Here is a 20,835-nt window from a genome sequence, read left to right on the forward strand (position 1 = left end):
CTGAACCCCGCCGGCACCCTTACTCGTCAGCGGGGTGCAATACCGGCGACGAACCAAACCGCAACGCGCGCGGCGTCACCCCGAAGGTCCGATGAAACATCGTGCTGAAGCTGCCGGCATTGTCATAGCCAAGATCAAACGCAACCTCCGCAACCGACTGGCCCGCAGCAATGCGGGACGCCCCCTCGATCACCCGAACCCTGCGACGCCACGCCGCGAACCCCATCCCCATCTCCCGCTGAAACAGACGGGTGAAGGTGCGCCGCGCCATCCCGGCCTCCCGCGCCCAGTGGTCAATGTCACGACAATCTCCCGGCCGGGCGGTTATCGCCTCACATACCCGCCGCAGCCGATGGTCGGTCGGAAGAAGCAGCCGCTCGGCAATCCGGGGCGCCCGCCCGATTTCATCAACCAGAAGCCGCGCAATCGCCGACATGCGATCGTCCATGGCAAACTCAAACCTCATGGCAATGATCTCGTCCACAAGACCCCGCATGAGAGAGGAAACATCAAACATCTTACAGGGAAGATCAGGACCGGCGAGACCCGGATCAATGTAGATGACCTGAAACGTCAGCCCGGTGCGACAGGCCGCCTGATGAACCGTGCCGGCAGGAATCCACATGCCCTGCCCTGCCCGCGGCACGAAACTGCCGCTCTGCGTGCTGATCGTCACACTCCCCGCCAGAAAAACCGACAGTTGCCCCCGGTCATGAGCATGAGACCCGTCCACAAAGCCGCTGGCATAGCTGTCAGCAAACCCCACGACAGGCGGCGGATGACGCGGAAGATCGGCGGTGCGTTTCATGAGTCCACAGTACTCTGCTCGCAAAAAAAAGCCGGACCGGAGAGCAGCGGCCCGTAAGCCCGTGCCCCGCTGAATTATCACGAGCCACCGCCGTTCCGCCATGGCAAATCAGTCCGTCAGCCGGAACCAGAACCAGCGACATCCCGGACCCGCGCCCCCTCTCCCGAAATCAGACCAGCCCGAAAGAACCACGCCCTGTCGCAGGGCAGGGGACAGAACCCCGATAAAGCCCCGATAAAGCATAGACCCTATTCCGTCCGCCCCCGTTCCAACCCGCGCCCCCCGATGCCATGATGCCCCCACATCCGAACCCCGGACAGCAAGGAGCAAAGCGCATGACGGCACCCCAGGACGCCCTCACACGGGCCGACAACAACCTCGACAACAGCCTCGAACGCCTCTTCGCGCTCCTCCGCATCCCCAGCATCTCCACCCAGCCGGCCCACGCCGGAGACTGCCGCGCCGCCGCCGAATGGCTGCAAAAGGAACTCACGGACCTCGGCTTCACCGCCGCCATCCGCGAAACCCCCGGCCTCCCCATCGTCACCGGCCACAGCAAAGCCCCCGCAGGCAAACCGCACGTCCTGTTCTACGGCCATTACGACGTCCAGCCCGTCGATCCCCTCAGCCTCTGGACCGCAGATCCCTTCGAGCCCCGCCTCGTCGAATCCCCGTCCGGCACAAAAGAAATCACCGCCCGTGGCGCCGCCGACGATAAAGGCCAGGTCATGACCTTCCTCGAAGCCTGCCGCGCCCTCCGCGACGCCGAAGGCCAGCTCCCGGTCGGCGTCACCATCGTCATCGAAGGCGAGGAAGAGTCCGGCGGCGCCAACCTCCTCCCGTTCCTCAAAGCCAACGCTGAAGAACTGAAAGCCGACCTCGCCCTCATCTGCGACACCGGCATGCTCGACCCCGACACCCCCGCCATCACCACCATGCTGCGCGGCATGGTCGGCGAGGAGGTCACCCTCACCGGCGCCGCCTGCGACCTCCACTCCGGCATGTTCGGCAACGCCGCCCGAAACCCCATCCAGGTCCTCTGCGACATCATCTCAGACCTCCGCGACGGCGCCACCGGCCGCGTCACCCTCGCGGGCTTCTACGAAGGCGTCCCCGAAATCCCCGAAGCCACACGCGAACTGTGGCGCAAAATCGGCCCGACCGACGAACAGGGTCTCGGTAGCGTCGGCCTCCGCTGGCCCGCCGGCGAACAGGGCTACACCGCCCTCGAACAGACCTGGTGCCGCCCCACTTGCGAAATCAACGGCATCTCCGGCGGTTACGAGCAGGACGGCTTCAAAACCGTCCTCCCCGCAAAAGCCACCGCCAAAATCTCCTTCCGCCTCGTCGGCGACCAGGACCCGGAAAAAATCCGCGCCGCCTTCCGCGAACACGTCCGCGCCCGCCTCCCCAAAGACTGCAAAGTCGAATTCAAAGCCCATGGCGGCTCCCGCGCCAGCGTCGTCCCCGCCGACATGCCCGGCCTGAAACCCGCCCTGCAGGCCCTCTCCGACGAATGGGGCACCACCGCCACCGTCATCGGCTGCGGCGGCTCCATCCCCGTCGTCGGTGAAGTCAAACAGGCCCTCGGCATCGACTCCCTGCTCATCGGCTTCGGCCTCGACGACGACCGCATCCATTCTCCCAACGAGAAATACAATCTCACCTCGTTCCACAAAGGCATCCGCTCCTGGGTCCGCGTCCTTACGGCCCTCGCCCGATGAACGCCCCGAAACGAAAACCCCTCGTCGTCACCATGGGAGATCCCGCCGGGATCGGCCCGGAAATCACCGCGGGCGCCTGGAAAGCCCTGCGTGAAACCGGCCCCGCCTTCGCCTGGATCGGTGACCCCGCCTGCCTCCCGCCCGGCACGCCATACGAGGATGTCGTCACACTCACAGAAGCCGGCAGCATCTTTTCAAAAGCCCTCCCGGTCCTGCCCCTCTCCCTCGTGGCCCCCGTCTACCCCGGCGAGCCCGACGTCCTCAACGCCGGCCCCGTCGTGGACAGCATCCTCCGCGCCGTCGGCCTCACCCGCGCCGAAGACGCCGGCGCCGTCGTCACCTGCCCGATCAGTAAAGCCGTCCTGCGTGACGCCGGTTTTCCATATCCCGGCCACACCGAATTTCTCGCCGCCCTCTGCGAAGTCCCGGGCGAGGAAGTCATGATGCTCGCCAGCCCCATGCTCCGCGTCGTGCCCGTCACCGTCCACGTCTCCCTCCGCGACGCCCTGAACACCCTCACCACCGACCTCATCGTCAAAGTCGCCCGCACAACAGCCCATGCCCTGAAACGGGATTTCGGAATCCTCAACCCCCGCCTCGCCATCGCCGGTCTCAACCCGCACGCAGGGGAGGGAGGCCATATGGGCCGCGAGGAAATCGACATCATCATCCCCGCCATCGAACAGCTCCGCGCCAGAGGCCTGAACGTCCACGGCCCCATGCCCCCCGATACCATGTTCACCGACACCGCCCGCGCGAACTATGACGTCGCCCTCTGCATGTATCACGATCAGGCCCTCATCCCCATTAAAACCCTCGACATGGAAAACGGCGTCAACACCACCCTCGGTCTCCCCATCGTCCGAACCTCCCCCGATCACGGAACCGCTTTCGATATCGCCGGAAAAAATCGCGCAAAACCCGAAAGCCTCATCGCCGCCCTCCGCCTCGCCGGTCAGCTCGCCAGCTACCGCGCCGCTAACCCCGAACCCCCGGAAATGCGCTTCACCTGAGCCTGTTCCGCTACCGCAGGGGCGCCGCCCCTGCACCCCGCCAAAGGTCGGAGACCTTTGGAAACCGGTTTATTATAGATAACCACATGAAGGCGGGTGTAAGTCCGCTGTCGCCTCATTCCGGTCATTCAGGGTGTCGTAGTGAGAGCTGAAAAGTGGACATTTACCGTGTTAACTATCCGACCGCTATGCGCCTATTTCAGCTATACAGATTGTCTGATTTGTCTTGGAAGCGGACATAAATCGGGTCAATTTGAACGTCATAAAATATGGAGACTGGAAGACCCGCTTCGAGGTAATAGTAGCCGATAAGAAGGCACCCAAGACTGAGCCATGGTGTTGATAATATTTTCACATATGAAAATTAATTTCGACATTTGGATGATTTAATTTATTCATTTTTTAATCAGAGATTCAATCTCTACCTGGAAATCTCTTTTCATGGCGGCTTTCTCCTCTTTAGAAAGCCATGCCGCCTCAATCGTTCGGAGAGACATCGCCGCGATTTCTTTCACGCTGAGTGACAGCACACGGGCCATCGTCACATAGGTTGTGCCAATATCCGTTCCGAACATTGGCGGATCGTCTGTGCAGGGAACCAGAAAAAGTCCCTCATCGTACATTGCTTTCAACGATGCCGCTCGCTTTTCCATGCGTTGCGGCACGCAGGTATGGGAGCACACCGTAAAGGGCACGCCGCTTTCCCTGCACCGGCACGTCAGGGCCGGATCCGCCAGGAGGTTATAGCCGTGATCGATCCGGTCACAGCCAAGGATGTCGAGGCAGATCTCGACATTGCGCGGGGGTGCTTGCGCCAGCGTCTGATTGTCCTCGCAGGCATGGGCGGTGCACCGCAGGCCGGCGGATCGGGCCAGGGCGTAGGCATCGCGGAACAGTTCCGGCGGCCCTTTGAACTCGGCGCAATCCATTCCGAGCCCGATTACCTCCTCACGCGGATGCGCAAGGACGTCCCCGACCATCGCCAGTGCGACCTCCGCTCCCAGCTCTCGGTTGATGGCAGGGATCAGACGACCGACAATGCCGAATTCTTCTTTTGCCGCACGGAGACCATCGACAAATCCATCCAGCATTGTCTCGTATCGGACGCCGTGCGGATAATGATAGTTCGGGCTGAAGAAAAACTCGGCGTAACGCAGATTCCCTTTTCGATAGCCGCCGACGAGTGCCTCATAGGACACCCGGGCAAAATCGTCCCGAGTGACCATGCACCTGCCTATGACCTCAAGGCGCGCAAGAAAATCATAGAAATCCGTGAATCGGTAGAATTCATCAGGGTTCGTGGTAGGAAGTGCCACATCGTTCTTCGCGGCGAGGGCGATGACAGTCTGGGCGCTCAGCGATCCTGCCAAGTGACAGTGCAGATCAATTTTTGGAATTTTTCTTATAATGTTGTCAACGCTCACGAGACATCTTCCTCTGCCAGGCTACGCACATTGCGCGAACTGCGCCACAGCGGACAAAACACGACGGCACAATTAACCACCAACCCGACCAGCCCTGGGTTGACGCCACCAATCGACCCTCCGTCCGCGAATAGCGCGATCGCCACGCCGGCCCCGGAAAGGAGCCCCAGACCCGCGATCCGGGCTGAAACTGGCCAGTCAGTCAGAATCACAAACCATAGCGAGGCGAATTGAATCCCGACATATCCGCTAAGATTCAGAGCTGTCAGCATGATCGCCGGCGCGCGGGTTGTCGCGGCCAGCGCAAGTACCAGAAACAAGATGACAGCCAGATTGATGGCACGCTTCGGGTGTCTGCGCCCGAGGCCCGGCGCGATATTTCTTGTCATCATGGCTGCGATATTAAGAGAGGTCGCTGCCAGAACGAGCAAGCCAGCCAGTAGCGCACCAGCTGCGGCCAGGGCCACCATTCACGATGGCAGCAGCGTTGCCGCCACGTGGAAAAACACGACGTTCGGGTTCGGTAACGGGGCAAGCGATCTGAGCGCAAAATAGGTTGCAAAGACGGCAAACGGATACATCAGCATGTAGAGCGGCATGAAGATCATCGCCTTGCGCACGACCTGCGCCGAGCGAGCCGTAAACAGGTATGGCGTGACCGATGGTTGGAAATAAAACCCGACGCCCTGATAAAGGATTGTGCTGATCGCGAACACGAGGCTACTCCCGGAAGGGAGCGGAGGCATTGCTGTCGTTGTTCCGGCATGTCCGACGGGGAGTTTGTATTGCGCACACATCGCGGCCACACCGACTGTGGCGATGGCGAACAGCATGAGGATATCCTTGAGGAACGCAACATAGGTCGAGGCGCGCACGCCGCCCAGCGCCACATAAGCGAATGCGATGACGGCACATCCTGCCAGTCCCGCTGCCGGCGTAGCGGACAGGCCTATTGTGCCGAGAACGGACCTGAGACCGATAAACTGGAACTGTCCCCACGGCACCAGCGCCACAACACAGGCCCATGCCGTCAAACGCTCGAATGTAACGCTTTCGAAATGTCTACCGAACAGTTCGGGCAACGTGCAGGCATTGTATTTCTTCGCTCGCTGCCAGATGGCTGGGCCGACGAAATATCCGACGGGGAACGCCAGCACAAGATAGCCCAGAAACCAGTATCCGTAGCTCACGCCGTGTGCGTAAAGCCCGGCCGGGAAAGCGACGATCGAGCCGATGCTGTAAATTTCGCCCACCGTCAGGATAAACAGCATGGGTGCCGGCAATGCCCTGTCTGCAACGAGCAACGATTCTACCGACAGATGTCGTGAGCGCACCCGCGCAAGGCACGCCGCGCCGAGCGACAGAAGAAGGACGCTGCTGACGATCACCACGTTCATGAGTGCCGCTCACACAGCCACAGACAGAGTGAAGTCAGCGGAAACCATGCAAATATCCAGATGAAGACAATGGGAATTCCGAAAACAGACAATGGCAGCCGACTAAGGAACGGCGCGACAAAAATGATCGCCGCAAATGGGGCACCAAAACCGAGCATAACAAGCCGCCAGCGCCGACGATCAGCCATCACGATCGATCCCTGTTGGCCCGGCTTCCCCGGCGCGTCTCCCGCAGGACCAGTTCCATCGCCCAGCCGATGGCTGTTCCGATGTCTTTTCCGTCCATGCCAAATTCTTCGCTGAGCGTAAGCCAGGAAAGAACATTATCCAGGCAGGCTAGAACAGCCTCGGCCTTGAGCCGGTCAGATTCTGATATGCCCGGTGCATCGCGCCATAATAGTCTACGTCTTTGAAGCGCCAGATCATTACGAAACGTGCTTCGCATCGAGCGCCCGACGCGTGTGAGGGCAAGGATGCGCGCGAGCGTTGGCCGACTGTCGAACTTCTCGGCGGCTGTCCGGAAGCCTTTTACAAGATCTTGCGTGTCGTCACCGGAGACCAGTCCGAATATCTCCGTATTCAGCCATTCGGCAGTGGCGCCAAGAAGATCATCCCGTGACGGAAAATGCCGGTAAACCGTCCGCAACGAAACGCCTGCTTTTTTGGCAAGAGCAGACGTGGAAACGGCATTGTCCTCACTCTCTTCAAGGAGAGCGATGAAGTTTTCGATAATGCGTTGCCGGGTTTGGGCGGCATATTCGTCGCGCAGCATGTGACACACATACGTAGTTATGGCATATGTGTGTCATTGAGGCGCGATTGTGTCAACTCAATACCTGTTACATGGCGGTGACCCCGATCACCAGCCTGGCAACACATCTCGCCGTTTCTGTTTTGTGGAACGCAGATCCCCTTCCTTGATGTTGGTTCAGGGATCGAAAGCGCTCGACTTCCCCGCTCGTCCGCTTACCCCCAGATTCGCCCCTCACAAAACAAATTCTCCCAACCCTCAGCCCCCCGAGCTTTTCTCCACAACCCAAAAACTTTACATCTGGCATCCCCCCTGCCGCACTGATAAAGCACCCCAGCCAGCAGCAGAGACAACGTAACGGGCCGCCGGTGTCCGCAAGGGATGAAAAACAGCCTCTGTGACTGAGAAGTCAGCACGACAGAACCTGAAAAGATGGAACTGGCTTTTCGCCCCCTCCGTCCCGGATCTGATCTTCTCGCTCAGAACCACCATCACCAGCCTGGTCGCCCTGAGCATCGCCATGTGGATGGAACTCGGCCAGCCCCAGTGGGCCGCCATGACCGTCTGGATCGTCGCGCAGAGCACCATCGGAGAAAGCCTGTCCAAAGCCCACTGGCGGGTCGTCGGAACCCTGGCCGGGGCCGTGGCGGCAATCGTGCTCGTGTCAGTTGCGCCACAACAGCCATGGCTGTTCTTCCCGCTGCTCGCAGGCTGGATCGGCCTCTGCGCCGGCCTCGGAACACTGTGCCACAATTACCGCAGCTACACATTTGTGCTGATGGGCTTTACCTGCGCGATTATCTCCGTGTCCGCCATCGACGCGCCGGATCAGGTCTTCAGCATCTCTATAGCCCGAAGCACCTACGTCCTCCTCGGTGTCGCCTGCGAAATGACCGTCGCCCTCATTTGCGAGCCGTCCGTCGCCGGCAGGGCCAGAGCCGCCGTCCGTCGCAACCTTCAGGACATCATCGAAGGCACCGCCGCGGTCGTCCGGGATGTCCTCATTTCTCACCCGCCGCCGGAACGGGATCTCTGCAACACCTTTTCCCGCGTCATGACCCTCAATGACCGGATAGAATTCAGCGCCATCGAAACAGGCCATTCCGGACCCATGGTCGCCTCCGCCCGGGCGACTCTGGGGCAGGCGGCAAAGTTCATGTCCCGAGGCCTCGGGATGCAAACCCGTCTCGCCCTCTCCGGACAGAAAAACGGCCGCTTCGCGCAGCCCGTCGTATCCGCATTCGCTGACTTCCTCGACACCATGCCGCGATTTCTCGATTCCAACGCCGGCGTGACCGGGCTCTGCACCCGCGCCGGCGACCTGCTCCGCGTCTGCGAAATCGCAATCGAACAAACGGCAAGCCTCGAAAACAGATCGGCGGATCAGCGTACCGTCGTCGATGACCGTATCGTTCTGCAGGGCATCGCCCTTCTGCTGTCCGAACTCACGCTGCTGCTGCGCTGCTTCGCTGGCACCGGTCTCGACAGAAACGTCCTCAACTCTCTCCACGTCGTCCGCCCGACGCACGGACGCGCCGCCATCGCCAACGGCCTCCGCTCCTTCGCCGCCGTGCTCATCGCCGCCCTCATATGGGAAATCACGGCCTGGCCCACCGGCACCCTGTTCGTCATGTTCGTGTCCGTGGTCTGCGCCCGCTTCGCATCGTTCTCCAATACCGTGATCGCCAGTAAAAACTTTTTCCTCGGCGCGGTCTGGGCCGTCATCGCCGCCGTCATTCCGGTTTTCTTCGTCATGCCGGTCACATCGGATTACCCGCTATTATGCTTTGCCGCGGGCATCCCCATGCTCATCGGCGGACTGGTCAACCGCCACCCGGCGACCGCCGCCATGGGCGCGTCTTTCGTCAATTTTTTCCCCTACATGCTGGAACCGGAAAACCATTTCCGGGTCGATGAACTGCAATGGTTCAACAGTTCCACGGCCCTGCTGGCCGGCCTCGGTTTCGGCGTGCTGGTCTTCCGTTACCTGTTCCCCTTCAGTTTCGTCCGGTTTCACCGGAATTTCCGGGCGATCATAGAAAAGGGCCTGCGAAGCATCGTCCGCCGCCACAGCAGAATGACCGATCAGATCTGGCTCGGCGAAATCATCGAAGAGATGGAGCGTCTCATCGCCCACGATGCCGGACGAGACCCGTCCCGGACAGACGCCTGGCTCAGCAACGCCTTCTCCCTCATGACCGTCGGCCGGAACCTGCTCTACGTAAAATTCCTGCTGACACAAAAAGTTCTGCCACCTTCCGTCGGAAAAGAACTCACGCGCCTCTTCGAAATCCTGGAAAGTGCCGCCACGACCAGCCACGAAAAACTCAGGGCGATGACAGACGCGGAAAATGCACTCTGGCAGACAGAAGCCCGGTCGGAAGAAGCCGGTCAGCGTATTCAGATCAGCGACATCATCGGCTGCCTTTCCATCGCGGTCAGAGAACTCGGAAAAAGCAACTCTCTTCAGGAACAGCATCATTTCCGGTCATGACGCGACCTGAAAAGCAAAATGCTCTGCTACCCGGCATGAAAGCCTGTCCGGAAAATCATGAGTGAGCGTTTCAGGGAATGCGAGAAGACGATAATCCGGTGGATGCATCACCGGGCCGTCCTGCACACACCCTTCAAAAACCATTCCGTAACCAAACCATATTTCTCCACAACATTCCGGAATCCGCGCCGTCCCCGGACCCCGTCAACACCCCCCGCACAAAACAAACCTCCCCGCCCACCCGCGGAGACAGGCCCAATCCCGGATCACCATTCCCGGAGCCGCCCCCATGCCACCCCGCATCCAGCCTCACCCCCCACCCGCCCGGTCAGCGTCCCGCCACCGGGCCACACAGTCCCGATACAATCCGTGATCCACAAACAAACATCCCCCACCCCTTCCGGAAAAATCCTTCTGCAATTCCCACCACCCCGCCGGCCGCGCTAAACTGAACGCCACAGGAGGAGAGTCCGCATGCCCGCCCCACTGCGCCTCGGCGTCAATATCGATCACGTCGCCACCGTCCGGAATGCCCGTGGCGGCTTAAACCCCGATCCCGTCGAGGCCGCGCTCCTGGCCATCAGAGCCGGCGCCGATGGCATCACCGCTCATCTCCGCGAAGACCGCCGCCACATCCGCGACGAAGACCTCGCCCGCCTCCGCGCCGAAATCCGTGCGCCGCTGAATATGGAAATGGCCGCCACCGACGAAATGGTCGCCATCGCCCGCGACCTCCGCCCCCACGCCTGCTGCATCGTCCCCGAACGCCGCGAGGAAGTCACAACCGAAGGCGGCCTTGATGTCGCGGGCCAGACCGACTGGCTCGGCCCCGTCGTCCGCGCCCTCAGCGGCAAAGGCATCCGCGTGTCTCTCTTCATCGACCCCGACCCGCTCCAGATCGAAGCCGCCGCCGCCATCCAGGCCGCCGTCGTCGAACTCCACACCGGCGCTTACGCCCATGGCGCCGATGGCGAACTCGCCCGCCTGAAAACCGCCGCAACACAGGCCGCCTCCCTCGGTCTCGAAGTCCACGCCGGCCACGGCCTCAGCTTCGGCAACGTCGCCCCCGTTGCCGCAATACCGGAAATTGCCGAACTCAATATCGGTCATTTCATCATCGGCCAGGCCATCTTCGACGGCCTCGCTCCCACCGTGCAGGAAATGCGCCGCCTTATGGCCGCCGCCCGCGCCACCTGAGAAACCTCCTGCCTGACCTCAACAGTCCTGCCTCATCGCGCAGCCAGGCGACTGAAGCGCGTTTCCACAGGCCTGAACTGCAAGAGCCGGAAGAACGACCTCTTGCATTTCGCGCGCGGCGGCGGCATACCGGCTTCCGACTCTGTTAATGAGAACTATTATCATTAAAAAAGTCGGAAACCCGGTCTCTTCCGACTCCTGGATTCATCCTCTCAGGTGCCGTGTCAGCCCGCTTCCAGCTGATGCGAAATCTCCACCGGTTACAGAAGGCCTCCATCCGTGTCCCTGCCTCGGTTCACTCCGGCTATCATGCCCGTTTCCCGCAGATTCCCCGTTCTCGTGGTGCTGCTTGCATCCTGCTGCCTGAATCAGGCCTTCGCCGCAGATGCTCCGGCCATCAGAAAACCCCCGGCAAACACCTCATCAAAACCCCCGGTCACCGGCACAAAGCCAGCGGCCTCTCTGCAAGCTTCCCCGGCAGGCATGGAAGCCAGACAGAGCGAGGATATCATCGTCAAAGCTTCCCGCCAGAACCGCATGGAAGTCACCAGCGGTGGTCAGCTCGGCGCGCTTGGTAACAAAAAGGGCCTTGATGTGCCCTTCAATGTTCGTAGTTACAATTCAAGCATGATTCTTAACCAGCAGTCACAGACTCTGGGAGAAGTGCTGGAAAACGACCCTTCAGTCCGCACCACGCTCGGCTACGGCAACTTCGCGGAAATGTTCGTCATTCGTGGCTTTCCCGTGGATGGTGACGACGTCGCCATAAACGGGCTGTATGGCATCACCCCGCGTCAGCTCGTCTCGCCGCAGCTCTATGACCAGGTTCAGGTTCTCAACGGCGCCAGTGCCTTTCTCAATGGTGCCGCTCCGAGCGGCACCGCGATCGGCGGCAACATCAACCTGATGTTCAAACACGCTGAAAATGATCCGCTGAACCGCCTGACCGCCGATTACACCAGCAGCGGGCAGGGCGGCGGTGCGCTTGATGTCAGCCGCCGCTTCGGTACGGACAAGGCATACGGATTCCGCCTTAACGCCGCCGGGATGGACGGTGAAACGTCCATTGACCACGAATATCGTCATGATGCCGCAGTCGGAGGCGATTTCGACTGGCACGATGACAAAACCCGTATCTCTCTGGATATGGATTACCAGAATCAGGCCGTCTATGGCGGCCGCGGAGGCGTCTTCCTCGAGACCACAACCGTTCCCCGGGCTGCCGCCCCGTCACACAATTTCAGCCAGAGATGGGCCTATAACAACCTGAACTATCTGTTCGGTATGCTCAATATCGAGCACGATTTCAGCAAAAATATCACTGCTTACGGCGCGTTCGGCGCGCTGAGCGGCCAGGAAAAAGGCAACTACTCCACGGTCACCGTCACAGATGCTCAGACTGGTGCCGGCACGGCGGGCGCGATGTACGTCCCCTACAATCAGATGAATGAAAGCACCCGGGCCGGTGTGCGCGCTCATTTCGATACCGGTCCCGTCCATCACGAAGTCAACGCCGGCGGCTCCGCTCTGTGGGAAGAAGCAGACACAGCCTATTCAATGTCTACGACCGACCTGAGCACGAATCTTTACAACACCCCGCAATACGCCTCTCCCGATGAGACTTACTCCGGAGGCAACGTCCGCCACCCGACCCGTTCAAGCTGGACAAAGCTCTACAGCCTGTTTTTCTCCGACACGATGACCTTCTGGCATGATCGCATCGCCCTGACCGCCGGATTCCGTTATCAGGATATTCTCACGGACAGCTACAATTATTATTCCGGCGGCGGTCTCGGATCGCATTACGACAAGGGTGCCATCACACCCGTCCTGGGCCTCGTCATCCATCCGACGCGTCACACTGCGATCTATTTCAACCGCATCGAAGGTCTTGCGCAGGGGCCAACTGCAACCGGCGCAAATGTCGTAAATACCGGACAGGTTTTCGCACCCTACCGCAGCACGCAGTACGAAATCGGCGCTAAATATGATATCGGTCGCTTCACCACGACACTCGCTTTCTACCAGATATCTCAGCCCGACGCGTACGCGGAAGCCTACGGAAACAGCGGTGAACTGATTTACCGGGAAAACGGGCTCCAGCGGAACCGGGGCATGGAACTTTCAGTCAACGGTGAAATCATCCGAGGCCTCCGGTTTAACGGTGGCATGACCCTCATTGATGCGTCTCTTCGCCACACCGAGGGAGGGACCGATAACGGGCATACCGCAATCGGAATTCCTAATTACACTGTTAACGGAAATCTCGAATACGACCTTCCTTTCCTGAAGGGCGCCACCGTGGTTGGGCGCGTCGTCAACACCGGCAAGCAGTGGGTCAATACCGCCAATACCATGCATCTCCCGGTCTGGACCCGGTTTGATCTCGCCGCCCGTTACACGTTCCCGGTTGCACATAAGCCTATGACCCTCCGCTTCGGCGTCGACAACCTCGCCAACTCCCGCTTCTGGGCTTCGTCTTTCAATGGCTACCTCGTCGAGGGACTTCCCCGGACATTTAAATTCTCGGCCACAATGGATTTCTGAAAACGACAATCCGGGTAAGAGAAGGGCTGTTTAGTTCATTTGCCTTCGGTTCCCGGAGCGCAGTATCCGGGCTCGGACAGATATAACTGAATCCTATTCTTTCAGTCGAAACAACGGCGAACTCACAGAAAAAGCGGGGTGCTTTTTAACGCGCTCCTAACAAAACCGCGCTAACCAAGACCATATGGGTCGATTTTCCCGCTTTGTCCTGATCATCCTGTCAGGGACAGTTTCTGGTCTGATAGCAACCTGCATGACTTCGGCAAAAGCCGATACCGGCATGAACTGCGAGCAGGCCGCCGCCATTGTCGAGCATGCGCTCGACATCCCGCAAGGTCTGCTTGCCTCGGTCGGCTATGTGGAAAGCGGCAATCATCCATTCGCAGTCAATGTCAATGGCACTCCTGTTCAGTTTGCCCGCATGGATCTCGCGGTGGACGCCGTTCAGACTATGCTGCGTTCCAGAGTCTTTGGAGCCCGGCCTCATCTTGATGTTGGATGCTTCCAGATCAATCTTGGCTGGCACCCGGATGCTTTCTCTTCTGTGGCAAGCGGCTTCGATCCTCTGATCAACGGTGTCGCCGCAGGGCAGCTTCTTCGCCATCTGCATAGCCTGACCGGGAACTGGCACACTGCTGTTGCGCATTACCATGCCGCCACCACGCAGGGTGCTCGTTATGCGTCAGAAGTTTTCAGAAATTACGAAAGTAATCCGGTGATACCTTTGAGCCAGCCACTGTCTCTGGCTACGCCCCAACGATCAGCCCCCCGGCATCGCTCTCATCGAATTACCGGCTGACCGAATTTCCCACTGCGGGGTCACGTCGGCCAGCTGGTCATCAGATCATGGGTGATCGCAACTCTGCGTTAGCCGATTGAAATACAGCCCGGCGGAGCACGTCACCACATTGTTCCGCTGCATCGCCGGATTTGGAACGTAGCCACCAGCTCCGACAGGATAAGTCTGTTGCTGAGGATAGTAGTTCTGCGGATAAGCAGTTTGCGGGTAATAATTCTGTGGATAATAGCCCGGCGCTGGCTGAGAATATCCTTGCGTATATGCGCCATACGGCTGCGCATACCCACCATAACCCTGAGAATATCCATCCTCTCCATAGGATGACCCTACAGCAGCACCGGCAGCCAGCCCAAGCAAAGAGCCGAAAGCGAAAGGCGCCCCCCAACCCCAACCCCAACCCCATCCGCCGTAACCGCCCCAGTAAGGGTAGCCACCCCAGCCATAGTAGCCGGGATAACCGCCCCATCCCCAGCCGGGGCCACCCCAACCCCATCCGCCGCCATAACCGCCACCCCAGCCACGACCGCCCCATCCTCCGCCGCGAAATCCACCACCGCCGAAGCCACCTCCCGGTCCGCCGCCCCTAAATCCACCGCCACCGCCGCGAAATCCCCCCCCGCCGCCGCCGAATCCCCCGCCGCCGTGGCCACCACCACCGCCTCCTCCGCCACCATGCGCGAAGGCTGGTGCAGCAACATCAAGAGCCAGCATTACAGCCAGCACAGTGGAAAACAGCTTAAAACGGTTCGTTTTCATAGCGCTTCTCCCGAAGCCAAAATTCTTGGCAGTAAGCCCGGAAAGGGGATTGCTGTCAGGTGACACATCAGTAGGGATAATATGGGCTGTTCATACTACGGACAGCCCCCCCTACACCCAACACGTCATATGGTGACGGATACGACAAACATCACCCTGAAGCGGGTACATCACCTGCTTATGACTAAATAGTGCCTGGAAAAGGGCAGTTTGTCCTGTTGCGTAACAACATAGGGCAAACAGACATGCCTGCCGCGCGTATTACAAAAGCTTATATAAGACGGCGCTAATGCGGCGGCTGCTAAAAGCAGAATTAGATCTCATGGTCGGAGTGAGAGGATTCGAACCTCCGGCCCCTGCGACCCGAACACAGTGCTCTACCAGGCTGAGCTACACTCCGATGGGCTGGAGGCTAATACCGCCCATCGTACAGCACTGCAAGAGGGTGAAAGCAGGAAAATCACGGTCATTCCATCAACTGCTTTGAGTTTCTTTATGCCGGTGTCAGAGATGAGCAACTGAACTCGCTGTTTCCCGGCTACTCCGCTTCATTCCGGCCAGTTCAGCAAGCGCCGACGGTACATCTGGCATGATCTTTACCAGCATCCGTGCTTCCGGTGAGGCAAAACCCTGTGAGACTGCCGCATCCAGCATTGCAATCGCCGGGTCTGCCCAATTCGCTACATTGACGATCAGAATCGGCTTGGAGTGAAGTTGCAGCTGTTTCCACGTAATGATTTCCATCATTTCGTCGAACGTCCCGAAACCGCCGGGCAGAATGGCAAATGCATCTGCATCCGTAAACATGCGCTGCTTACGGGTATGCATCGATTTAGTGACAACCAGTTCCGTGATGCCTCTGTGCATAACCTCACGAGCTTCAAGAAACTCAGGAATGATGCCCGTCACCTTACCACCCGCCTCAATGGCGGCATCAGCAACGGCCCCCATCAGACCGACATAGCCGCCGCCGTAAATCAGATGAATGCCGGCCTGAGCCAGCCCTGCACCCATGCTCTCCGCCGCCTCGCGATATGCTGGCAAACTACCAAAACGGGAGCCGCAGAAAACGGCGACAGATGCGATGCGGGCAGACATGAATGAACGACCTCATTCTGATAAAATTAAGAACAAACCGTTACGGCACGTGTTTCAGCACACACCTGCACAGGCTCTCAGTCATGATACAGGTCCGTACCATTCCGCCAACCCGTGGCAGTTCGGCAAAAAATAGTTTCAGGCCATCTTTCTTTTTGGCTTCAGAATAAAACTCAGTGCCACACCCAGAACGGAAAACAGAGCTGCAACGATAAACAGCATGGGAAAACCCCAGAGCGGAATAATCATCCCCAGTCCCGGACCCGATACACCGATTGCCAGATCCAGAAACACTGAAAACCCACCAAGGGCAGCGCCTCGATTGGCTGGTCCCAGCCGTCCTACGGCTTCGACACCGAGCGCTGGAAACACCAGTGAAAACCCGACGCCCGTCAGGGCCGCGCCCAGATTGGCCATCAGCGGTGTGTGCCCCCAGGCAAGGGTGAACAAGCCCAGCGCCTCTGTCGCCATCGAGATCATCGCCACTCTGGCCCCACCAATGCGCCCGATCATGTGGGAGAAGAAAAATCGTGTCATCACAAACAGAATGCCGAATAACGCCAGAGCCGTCGCCGCACCGCTCCATTGCTCTGCATCGAAATACAGAGCCAGACAGGATGCAATGGCTCCGAACCCGACTGACCCGGCTGCCAGAGCCACCCCGAACGGCATCACCGCATGGATAACTTCCATAAAAGACGGCGCTTTAGCCTTTGGTGCCGGCTGCGTGGTCTCATGCCGGACTGCCAGGGGAACGCAGGCCAGCATGATCACACTTGCCAGTAGTCCGACCCCTGTCAGCCCCCCCATGAGACCGCTATACGAAAAAATCATTGTAGCAACCGGCGCGCCCAGGGCAATGCCGCCATAGGACGTTACCCCGTTCAGCGAAATAACCAGAGCAGTCCGCTCCGCACCGGCACGATAAATGTTCCAGATAATGACACCCACGGCGACCCAGCTCTCACTGAAGCCCAGCAGAAATCGTCCGGACAGCACCAACAGCAACGAGAGCAGTGGAATCGTTGTCGTCTGTGCTGCCGCAACCAGCAAAAGGCTGGACAGGCCGCCAACCAGCAGACCAGTAACAACCACACCCCGGGCGCCTGTCGTGTCGATTCTGTTTCCGGCCCAGGTCCGTGTGGCCAGGGTTGCGAGATATTGCGCCGAAACTGCGAAACCGGCCAGAACTGTTCCGTATCCCAGCACGCGGTGCACAAACAGCGGCACAACCGCCATCTCAAGGCCGATGACAATGTAGCAGACAAGATTAAATAAAACGATCGGGAGAATGCGTAACGTGGCGGAAGAAGTCGTTTCAGATATCCGCCTGGATATCTCAGTCATGCGATACTACTCCCGCGGCCTTATGTCGTGAGGTGATAGCGTATGTTCCTTTGCCTGCCATCAGGCACGTCATATGAATCAGCGATAAAATGGGAAATCTGGTCCTGACCCGGGACAATATGTCTGAGGGGCATGTATTTGAAATCCGGCAAGGAACACAGATCATTATATAGCAGACTCTTTTTCGACAAAGTGGAACATAGAAATCCATGTTCCGGCTGAATTCCGACAGGCTGTCGCCTGTTGAAAAATTATATGAAAATGCTCAGACACAGACAAAACGAAAGGAAACTATTCCCAGTGACAGAACGAAACGCGGCCGGAGAAGAAAAGATTACGGATAAGCCTGACGATGGTGGCTATGTCACACTTTCAACCCGCATAGCTTATGAGAATCCCTGGACAAAACTTCGTGAGGACATTATCCGCCGCCCGAATGGTCAGAGCGGATTGTATGGGGTCGTCGAACGTGGAGAGTTCGTCGTTATTCTTCCTGTTGGTGAAAAGAATGGCGAAAAAACCGTCACTCTGATTCGTCAGTTTCGCTATCCGGTTCAGCGTCGCATGTGGGAACTGCCGATGGGCATGTGGGAAACCCGTCCCGATGCCAGCCCCGATGATGTCGCCATGGGTGAACTGCGGGAGGAAACAGGTCTCGTTGCCGGAAAAATGCGGCATATCGGCATTACTTACCAGGGCGCCGGATACTCAACGCAACGAGGTCATATCTACCTTGCCACGGACCTTGTTCAGGGGCCAAATGCCCTGGAAGCCACTGAAGAAGACATTACCAGTTATACCTTGCCGCTTTCAAAAGTCAGACAGATGATCCGCGACAATGAAATTACCTGCATGGTAACTCTTGCTGCTTTTTCTGTAGTCGAAGCAAAAGGGTTAATATAATCTGCATATCATTCATCTGATATTATGGCGAAGATCGGATTTTCCGGCGTCTGGTTAATTCAGACTAAATTTTCCACTCTTATTGCAGCTGGTTTTCCATCATCACTTAAAAGTCGGAGTGGTAATGTTTTTATATCGGCGGATTCTGAAGTTGTATAATTGATCTTCATCGACCTATATAAATAAATTTTATTGGAATATTTCTATAATCAAAAGCTGTTTTTTATTGTTCATGTTTGATGAATCACCATGCCTGAACAATAATATTGTCGGGTGATGAGGTGCTTCTGTCCATGATATTTTCTTATATGAAAATCATTACCAAGAGCTGTCTTCAGGAATTATAGATACGGTAAAAATAATGGCAATAATAATTTATTCTGATTTCTGTATATTGAATTGCAGATATAAAACGCGCTGGTGATGCTGAATGGCACGATTAATAAATACTTATATTTCTGGTCCCGTTCTCAGAAAGCCGGGGTATTTCAAAATATCTTCGAGAATAATTTCGCACCACCGAAAATTCACAAAAATTCATTTAATATAATCATTTCCCGAATGTCAGATCGGCTCTCATCGGGCAACAGAGCAGCCCTGAATTGACAACGCAGGCCACGTCATCGTGTCTGGCCAGACGTTAGAGGCAACGTGATGGTCTTGCGTTGTAGTGGCACGTTACAACAACATGCAGGATCACAGAGGCCGGCTGCAGGGTGGCACAGAGGAACGGGTGGGATATGCAGGGACATGCGACGACCCCCGAAGCCGATTGCGTGCCAGCGCAAAATGTGCCCCGACCTGCCGCCGCGGCACAAAGACCTCCACCTTCCGTGCGCGCTAATGGTTCTGTTGACGAAGCTGAGGCTGAACGACAGCAACAGGCTCGTATGCATGACGCTGTTCGGCGCACAAGATTGAGCATCTCCCAGGTTTGTCTGCTCATTCTTACTATCCTTGCTGTTTTCTATACTCTTCGAATTGCCGCTGAAATCGTTCTTCCGATGGTAATGGCCGTTGTTACCAACCTGATGCTCGTCTCGCCTGTCAGGCTGGTCACGCACTGGCTCCGTCTGCCCAAAACCATTGTCGCCCTGCTGCTGATTCTCGCTTTGTTTGGTCTCGTCGTTGCTGTCGGCATGGCTGTCTCCGTTCCTGCTGCTGGCTGGCTGGCAAGCCTCCCGCAGGACATTGCTGCAGCTCAGGCCAAACTCTCTATTTTGCGCGGTCCCATGCAACTGATCGAGTCGACCAACTACCGCGTTCAGAATCTTCTCAGCGTTGCGGCTGGCGATCACGCACCGCAGACGCCGCTTGCCCCGCTCACAGCGGGTGTAGCCCCTATCGGCTCAGCCCTTCTGCTCGGCACGAGAGCATTTGTGGGACAGCTTTTCACTTTCTTCATCATGTTGTTCTTTCTTCTTGCACAGGGGGACAGCCTTCTGCGCCGCTTCGTTGAAATCATGCCTACTTTCAACGACAAGCGCCGCGCAGTACAAATTGCTTCCAGAATCGAACGCAATATCTCGGTCTATCTGGCCACGATCACGATGATGAATATGTTCGTCGGGATCGCGAACTTCATCCAGTGCTGGCTCGTAGGTATACCCAACCCGCTTCTCTGGGGTGTTGTCGCCTTTGCTCTGAACTACATTCCCATCATCGGCCCGTTCACCGGGATCGTACTCTATTTCTTTGTCGGACTGCTTACTTTCCCGTTCGTCATGCATGCCCTCGCTGCCCCGACGATCTACCTCTGCATCCATCTGCTTGAAGGTGAAACCATCACGCCTATGCTTCTTGCCAGACGTTTCACGTTAAATCCTGTTCTGGTCATGGGTTCTCTGATGTTCTGGGACTGGATGTGGGGCATCACCGGCGCCTTTCTTTCTGTCCCGATGCTGGCTGTGCTCAAAATCGTCTGCGACCATGTCGATAGCCTGACTCCCATTGGGCACATCATCGGCGGTCCTGGACACCTGCACCTTTCCCCGGACCATCGGCATCCGATGTATCCGCCACACGAGCATGATCTTTGAAGCGTCTCAGAAACGGAAAACCTCTGGCAACCAGGTACTGTGATCAGCCGTCATAAGTAACCGGAGAGTGTCCGTGTCAGTGTGGTCTCGATTTTCGTCTGATTCGCTGCCAGAACTGACTGGCTGGATAACAACGCAGCCTGTGTCGCAACGACATTCAGATAATCCGTTGCCCCTTACGATACCGCTGTGTCGCTGCCGTAAACGCCGCCCGGTTCTGCTCGAAAGCCTCCTGCGCCTGTACCCGTGCCGCCGCGCTTTCGCATACGCCGTCACTTCGTCGTCCACCTCGCACCATACCCACAGTACCGAACGCCGTCACGCCAGAACGGCCTCTTTCTGCGCTGCCTTGCCGAAATGCAGTGTCGCAATCAGTCGTCCTCCTGAAAAACAGGAATGTTGAGTGTCGGACCGGCACCAGATGATTAGGCTCAGGACTCATTCTTTGAGCCAGAAGATGAAGCTTGCTGCGATATGGATTGCAGACATGAGTGTATGAGCGCAGCGATCATATCGTGTTGCGACACGTCGCCAGTCT

Annotated in this window: 17 protein-coding genes, 1 tRNA gene and 1 pseudogene; 8 read left to right on the forward strand and 11 right to left on the reverse strand. The window is 57.8% G+C overall.

Features of this window, described 5'->3' with window-relative positions; genetic code table 11:
• Window positions 1-19 precede the first annotated feature (19 nt).
• Entirely contained in the window at window positions 20-808 is a 789-nt protein-coding gene (locus GOB90_RS08080; protein WP_146891815.1) for an AraC family transcriptional regulator, read from the reverse strand.
• 335 nt (window positions 809-1,143) lie between these two features.
• Here GOB90_RS08080 and GOB90_RS08085 point away from each other — a divergent pair, with 335 nt between their 5' ends.
• Both GOB90_RS08085 and pdxA read left to right on the forward strand, forming a co-directional pair.
• Window positions 1,144-2,532, forward strand: a complete 1,389-nt coding sequence (locus GOB90_RS08085; RefSeq protein ID WP_146891812.1) for a dipeptidase — start codon at window positions 1,144-1,146, stop codon at window positions 2,530-2,532.
• Window positions 2,529-3,545 (forward strand): 4-hydroxythreonine-4-phosphate dehydrogenase PdxA, encoded by a 1,017-nt coding sequence (pdxA, locus tag GOB90_RS08090; protein ID WP_146891809.1) that lies wholly within the window; start codon window positions 2,529-2,531, stop codon window positions 3,543-3,545. The genes GOB90_RS08085 and pdxA overlap by 4 nt, the downstream gene beginning before the upstream one ends.
• A gap of 395 nt (window positions 3,546-3,940) precedes the next feature.
• On the opposite strand, the gene add is transcribed toward pdxA, so the two are convergent.
• The 4 genes from add to GOB90_RS08110 form a co-directional block, all read right to left on the reverse strand.
• Window positions 3,941-4,969: an adenosine deaminase gene (gene add / locus GOB90_RS08095; protein WP_146891805.1), complete on the reverse strand. Its 1,029-nt coding sequence runs from the start codon at window positions 4,967-4,969 to the stop codon at window positions 3,941-3,943.
• Window positions 4,966-5,439, reverse strand: coding sequence for a hypothetical protein (locus tag GOB90_RS19140; protein ID WP_242011879.1), 474 nt, complete (start codon window positions 5,437-5,439; stop codon window positions 4,966-4,968). The genes add and GOB90_RS19140 overlap by 4 nt, the downstream gene beginning before the upstream one ends.
• Window positions 5,440-6,366 (reverse strand): sodium:solute symporter family transporter, encoded by a 927-nt coding sequence (locus GOB90_RS08100; protein WP_242011880.1) that lies wholly within the window; start codon window positions 6,364-6,366, stop codon window positions 5,440-5,442.
• 187 nt (window positions 6,367-6,553) lie between these two features.
• The gene (locus GOB90_RS08110) at window positions 6,554-7,138 is read right to left on the reverse strand and encodes a TetR/AcrR family transcriptional regulator (RefSeq protein WP_146891799.1); all 585 of its coding nucleotides are present in this window, start codon (window positions 7,136-7,138) and stop codon (window positions 6,554-6,556) included.
• Window positions 7,139-7,514: 376 nt separating this feature from the next.
• On the opposite strand from GOB90_RS08110, the gene GOB90_RS08115 reads away from it, so the two are divergent.
• The 4 genes from GOB90_RS08115 (at window position 7,515) to GOB90_RS08130 (ending at window position 14,154) form a co-directional block, all read left to right on the forward strand.
• A complete protein-coding gene (locus tag GOB90_RS08115) occupies window positions 7,515-9,611 on the forward strand; it encodes an FUSC family protein (protein WP_146891796.1) in 2,097 nt (698 codons plus the stop codon).
• A gap of 474 nt (window positions 9,612-10,085) precedes the next feature.
• Window positions 10,086-10,808 (forward strand): pyridoxine 5'-phosphate synthase, encoded by a 723-nt coding sequence (locus GOB90_RS08120; RefSeq protein ID WP_146891793.1) that lies wholly within the window; start codon window positions 10,086-10,088, stop codon window positions 10,806-10,808.
• A 309-nt stretch (window positions 10,809-11,117) separates the two neighbouring features.
• The gene (locus tag GOB90_RS08125; RefSeq protein WP_146891790.1) at window positions 11,118-13,355 is read left to right on the forward strand and encodes a TonB-dependent receptor; all 2,238 of its coding nucleotides are present in this window, start codon (window positions 11,118-11,120) and stop codon (window positions 13,353-13,355) included.
• A gap of 184 nt (window positions 13,356-13,539) precedes the next feature.
• On the forward strand, window positions 13,540-14,154 hold the full coding sequence (locus tag GOB90_RS08130) for a transglycosylase SLT domain-containing protein (RefSeq protein ID WP_242011881.1): 615 nt from the start codon (window positions 13,540-13,542) through the stop codon (window positions 14,152-14,154).
• A gap of 45 nt (window positions 14,155-14,199) precedes the next feature.
• On the opposite strand, the gene GOB90_RS08135 is transcribed toward GOB90_RS08130, so the two are convergent.
• From GOB90_RS08135 to GOB90_RS08150, 4 genes are all read right to left on the reverse strand, one after another.
• Window positions 14,200-14,910, reverse strand: a complete 711-nt coding sequence (locus GOB90_RS08135) for a carbohydrate-binding module family 14 protein (protein WP_146891787.1) — start codon at window positions 14,908-14,910, stop codon at window positions 14,200-14,202.
• 323 nt (window positions 14,911-15,233) lie between these two features.
• Window positions 15,234-15,310 (reverse strand) — tRNA-Pro (locus GOB90_RS08140).
• Between the two features lie 104 nt (window positions 15,311-15,414).
• Window positions 15,415-16,008, reverse strand: coding sequence for an LOG family protein (locus GOB90_RS08145; RefSeq protein ID WP_146891784.1), 594 nt, complete (start codon window positions 16,006-16,008; stop codon window positions 15,415-15,417).
• Window positions 16,009-16,146: 138 nt separating this feature from the next.
• Window positions 16,147-17,355 carry an MFS transporter gene (locus tag GOB90_RS08150; protein ID WP_146891781.1) on the reverse strand — a complete coding sequence of 403 codons (1,209 nt, stop codon included), beginning with the start codon at window positions 17,353-17,355 and terminating at the stop codon, window positions 16,147-16,149.
• 300 nt (window positions 17,356-17,655) lie between these two features.
• Between GOB90_RS08150 and GOB90_RS08155 the strand changes: the two genes are divergently transcribed.
• Together GOB90_RS08155 and GOB90_RS08160 are read left to right on the forward strand one after the other, a co-directional pair.
• Entirely contained in the window at window positions 17,656-18,258 is a 603-nt protein-coding gene (locus GOB90_RS08155; protein ID WP_261766013.1) for an NUDIX domain-containing protein, read from the forward strand.
• A gap of 917 nt (window positions 18,259-19,175) precedes the next feature.
• Window positions 19,176-20,297: an AI-2E family transporter gene (locus GOB90_RS08160; RefSeq protein ID WP_373322102.1), complete on the forward strand. Its 1,122-nt coding sequence runs from the start codon at window positions 19,176-19,178 to the stop codon at window positions 20,295-20,297.
• Window positions 20,298-20,454: 157 nt separating this feature from the next.
• Here the strand turns inward: GOB90_RS08160 and GOB90_RS08165 are convergent, their stop codons facing one another.
• Window positions 20,455-20,619: a hypothetical protein gene (locus tag GOB90_RS08165; RefSeq protein ID WP_173571997.1), complete on the reverse strand. Its 165-nt coding sequence runs from the start codon at window positions 20,617-20,619 to the stop codon at window positions 20,455-20,457.
• 116 nt (window positions 20,620-20,735) lie between these two features.
• Window positions 20,736-20,835 (reverse strand): annotated as a pseudogene (locus tag GOB90_RS08170) (IS5/IS1182 family transposase); the annotation flags it as partial.

This window comes from Acetobacter oeni (assembly GCF_011516825.1).
In the GTDB taxonomy this organism is placed as follows: Bacteria; Pseudomonadota; Alphaproteobacteria; order Acetobacterales; family Acetobacteraceae; genus Acetobacter; species Acetobacter oeni.

Bases quoted from the DNA above. Each gene is read 5' to 3' on its own strand.
- GOB90_RS08100 (WP_242011880.1), bottom strand. From the start codon at position 6,366: ATGAACGTGGTGATCGTCAGCAGCGTCCTTCTTCTGTCGCTCGGCGCG.
- GOB90_RS08125 (WP_146891790.1), top strand. From the start codon at position 11,118: ATGCCCGTTTCCCGCAGATTCCCCGTTCTCGTGGTGCTGCTTGCATCC.
- GOB90_RS08110 (WP_146891799.1), bottom strand. From the start codon at position 7,138: ATGCTGCGCGACGAATATGCCGCCCAAACCCGGCAACGCATTATCGAA.
- GOB90_RS08085 (WP_146891812.1), top strand. From the start codon at position 1,144: ATGACGGCACCCCAGGACGCCCTCACACGGGCCGACAACAACCTCGAC.
- GOB90_RS08135 (WP_146891787.1), bottom strand. From the start codon at position 14,910: ATGAAAACGAACCGTTTTAAGCTGTTTTCCACTGTGCTGGCTGTAATG.
- GOB90_RS19140 (WP_242011879.1), bottom strand. From the start codon at position 5,439: ATGGTGGCCCTGGCCGCAGCTGGTGCGCTACTGGCTGGCTTGCTCGTT.
- GOB90_RS08120 (WP_146891793.1), top strand. From the start codon at position 10,086: ATGCCCGCCCCACTGCGCCTCGGCGTCAATATCGATCACGTCGCCACC.
- GOB90_RS08080 (WP_146891815.1), bottom strand. From the start codon at position 808: ATGAAACGCACCGCCGATCTTCCGCGTCATCCGCCGCCTGTCGTGGGG.
- GOB90_RS08150 (WP_146891781.1), bottom strand. From the start codon at position 17,355: ATGACTGAGATATCCAGGCGGATATCTGAAACGACTTCTTCCGCCACG.
- GOB90_RS08130 (WP_242011881.1), top strand. From the start codon at position 13,540: ATGGGTCGATTTTCCCGCTTTGTCCTGATCATCCTGTCAGGGACAGTT.
- GOB90_RS08145 (WP_146891784.1), bottom strand. From the start codon at position 16,008: ATGTCTGCCCGCATCGCATCTGTCGCCGTTTTCTGCGGCTCCCGTTTT.
- pdxA (WP_146891809.1), top strand. From the start codon at position 2,529: ATGAACGCCCCGAAACGAAAACCCCTCGTCGTCACCATGGGAGATCCC.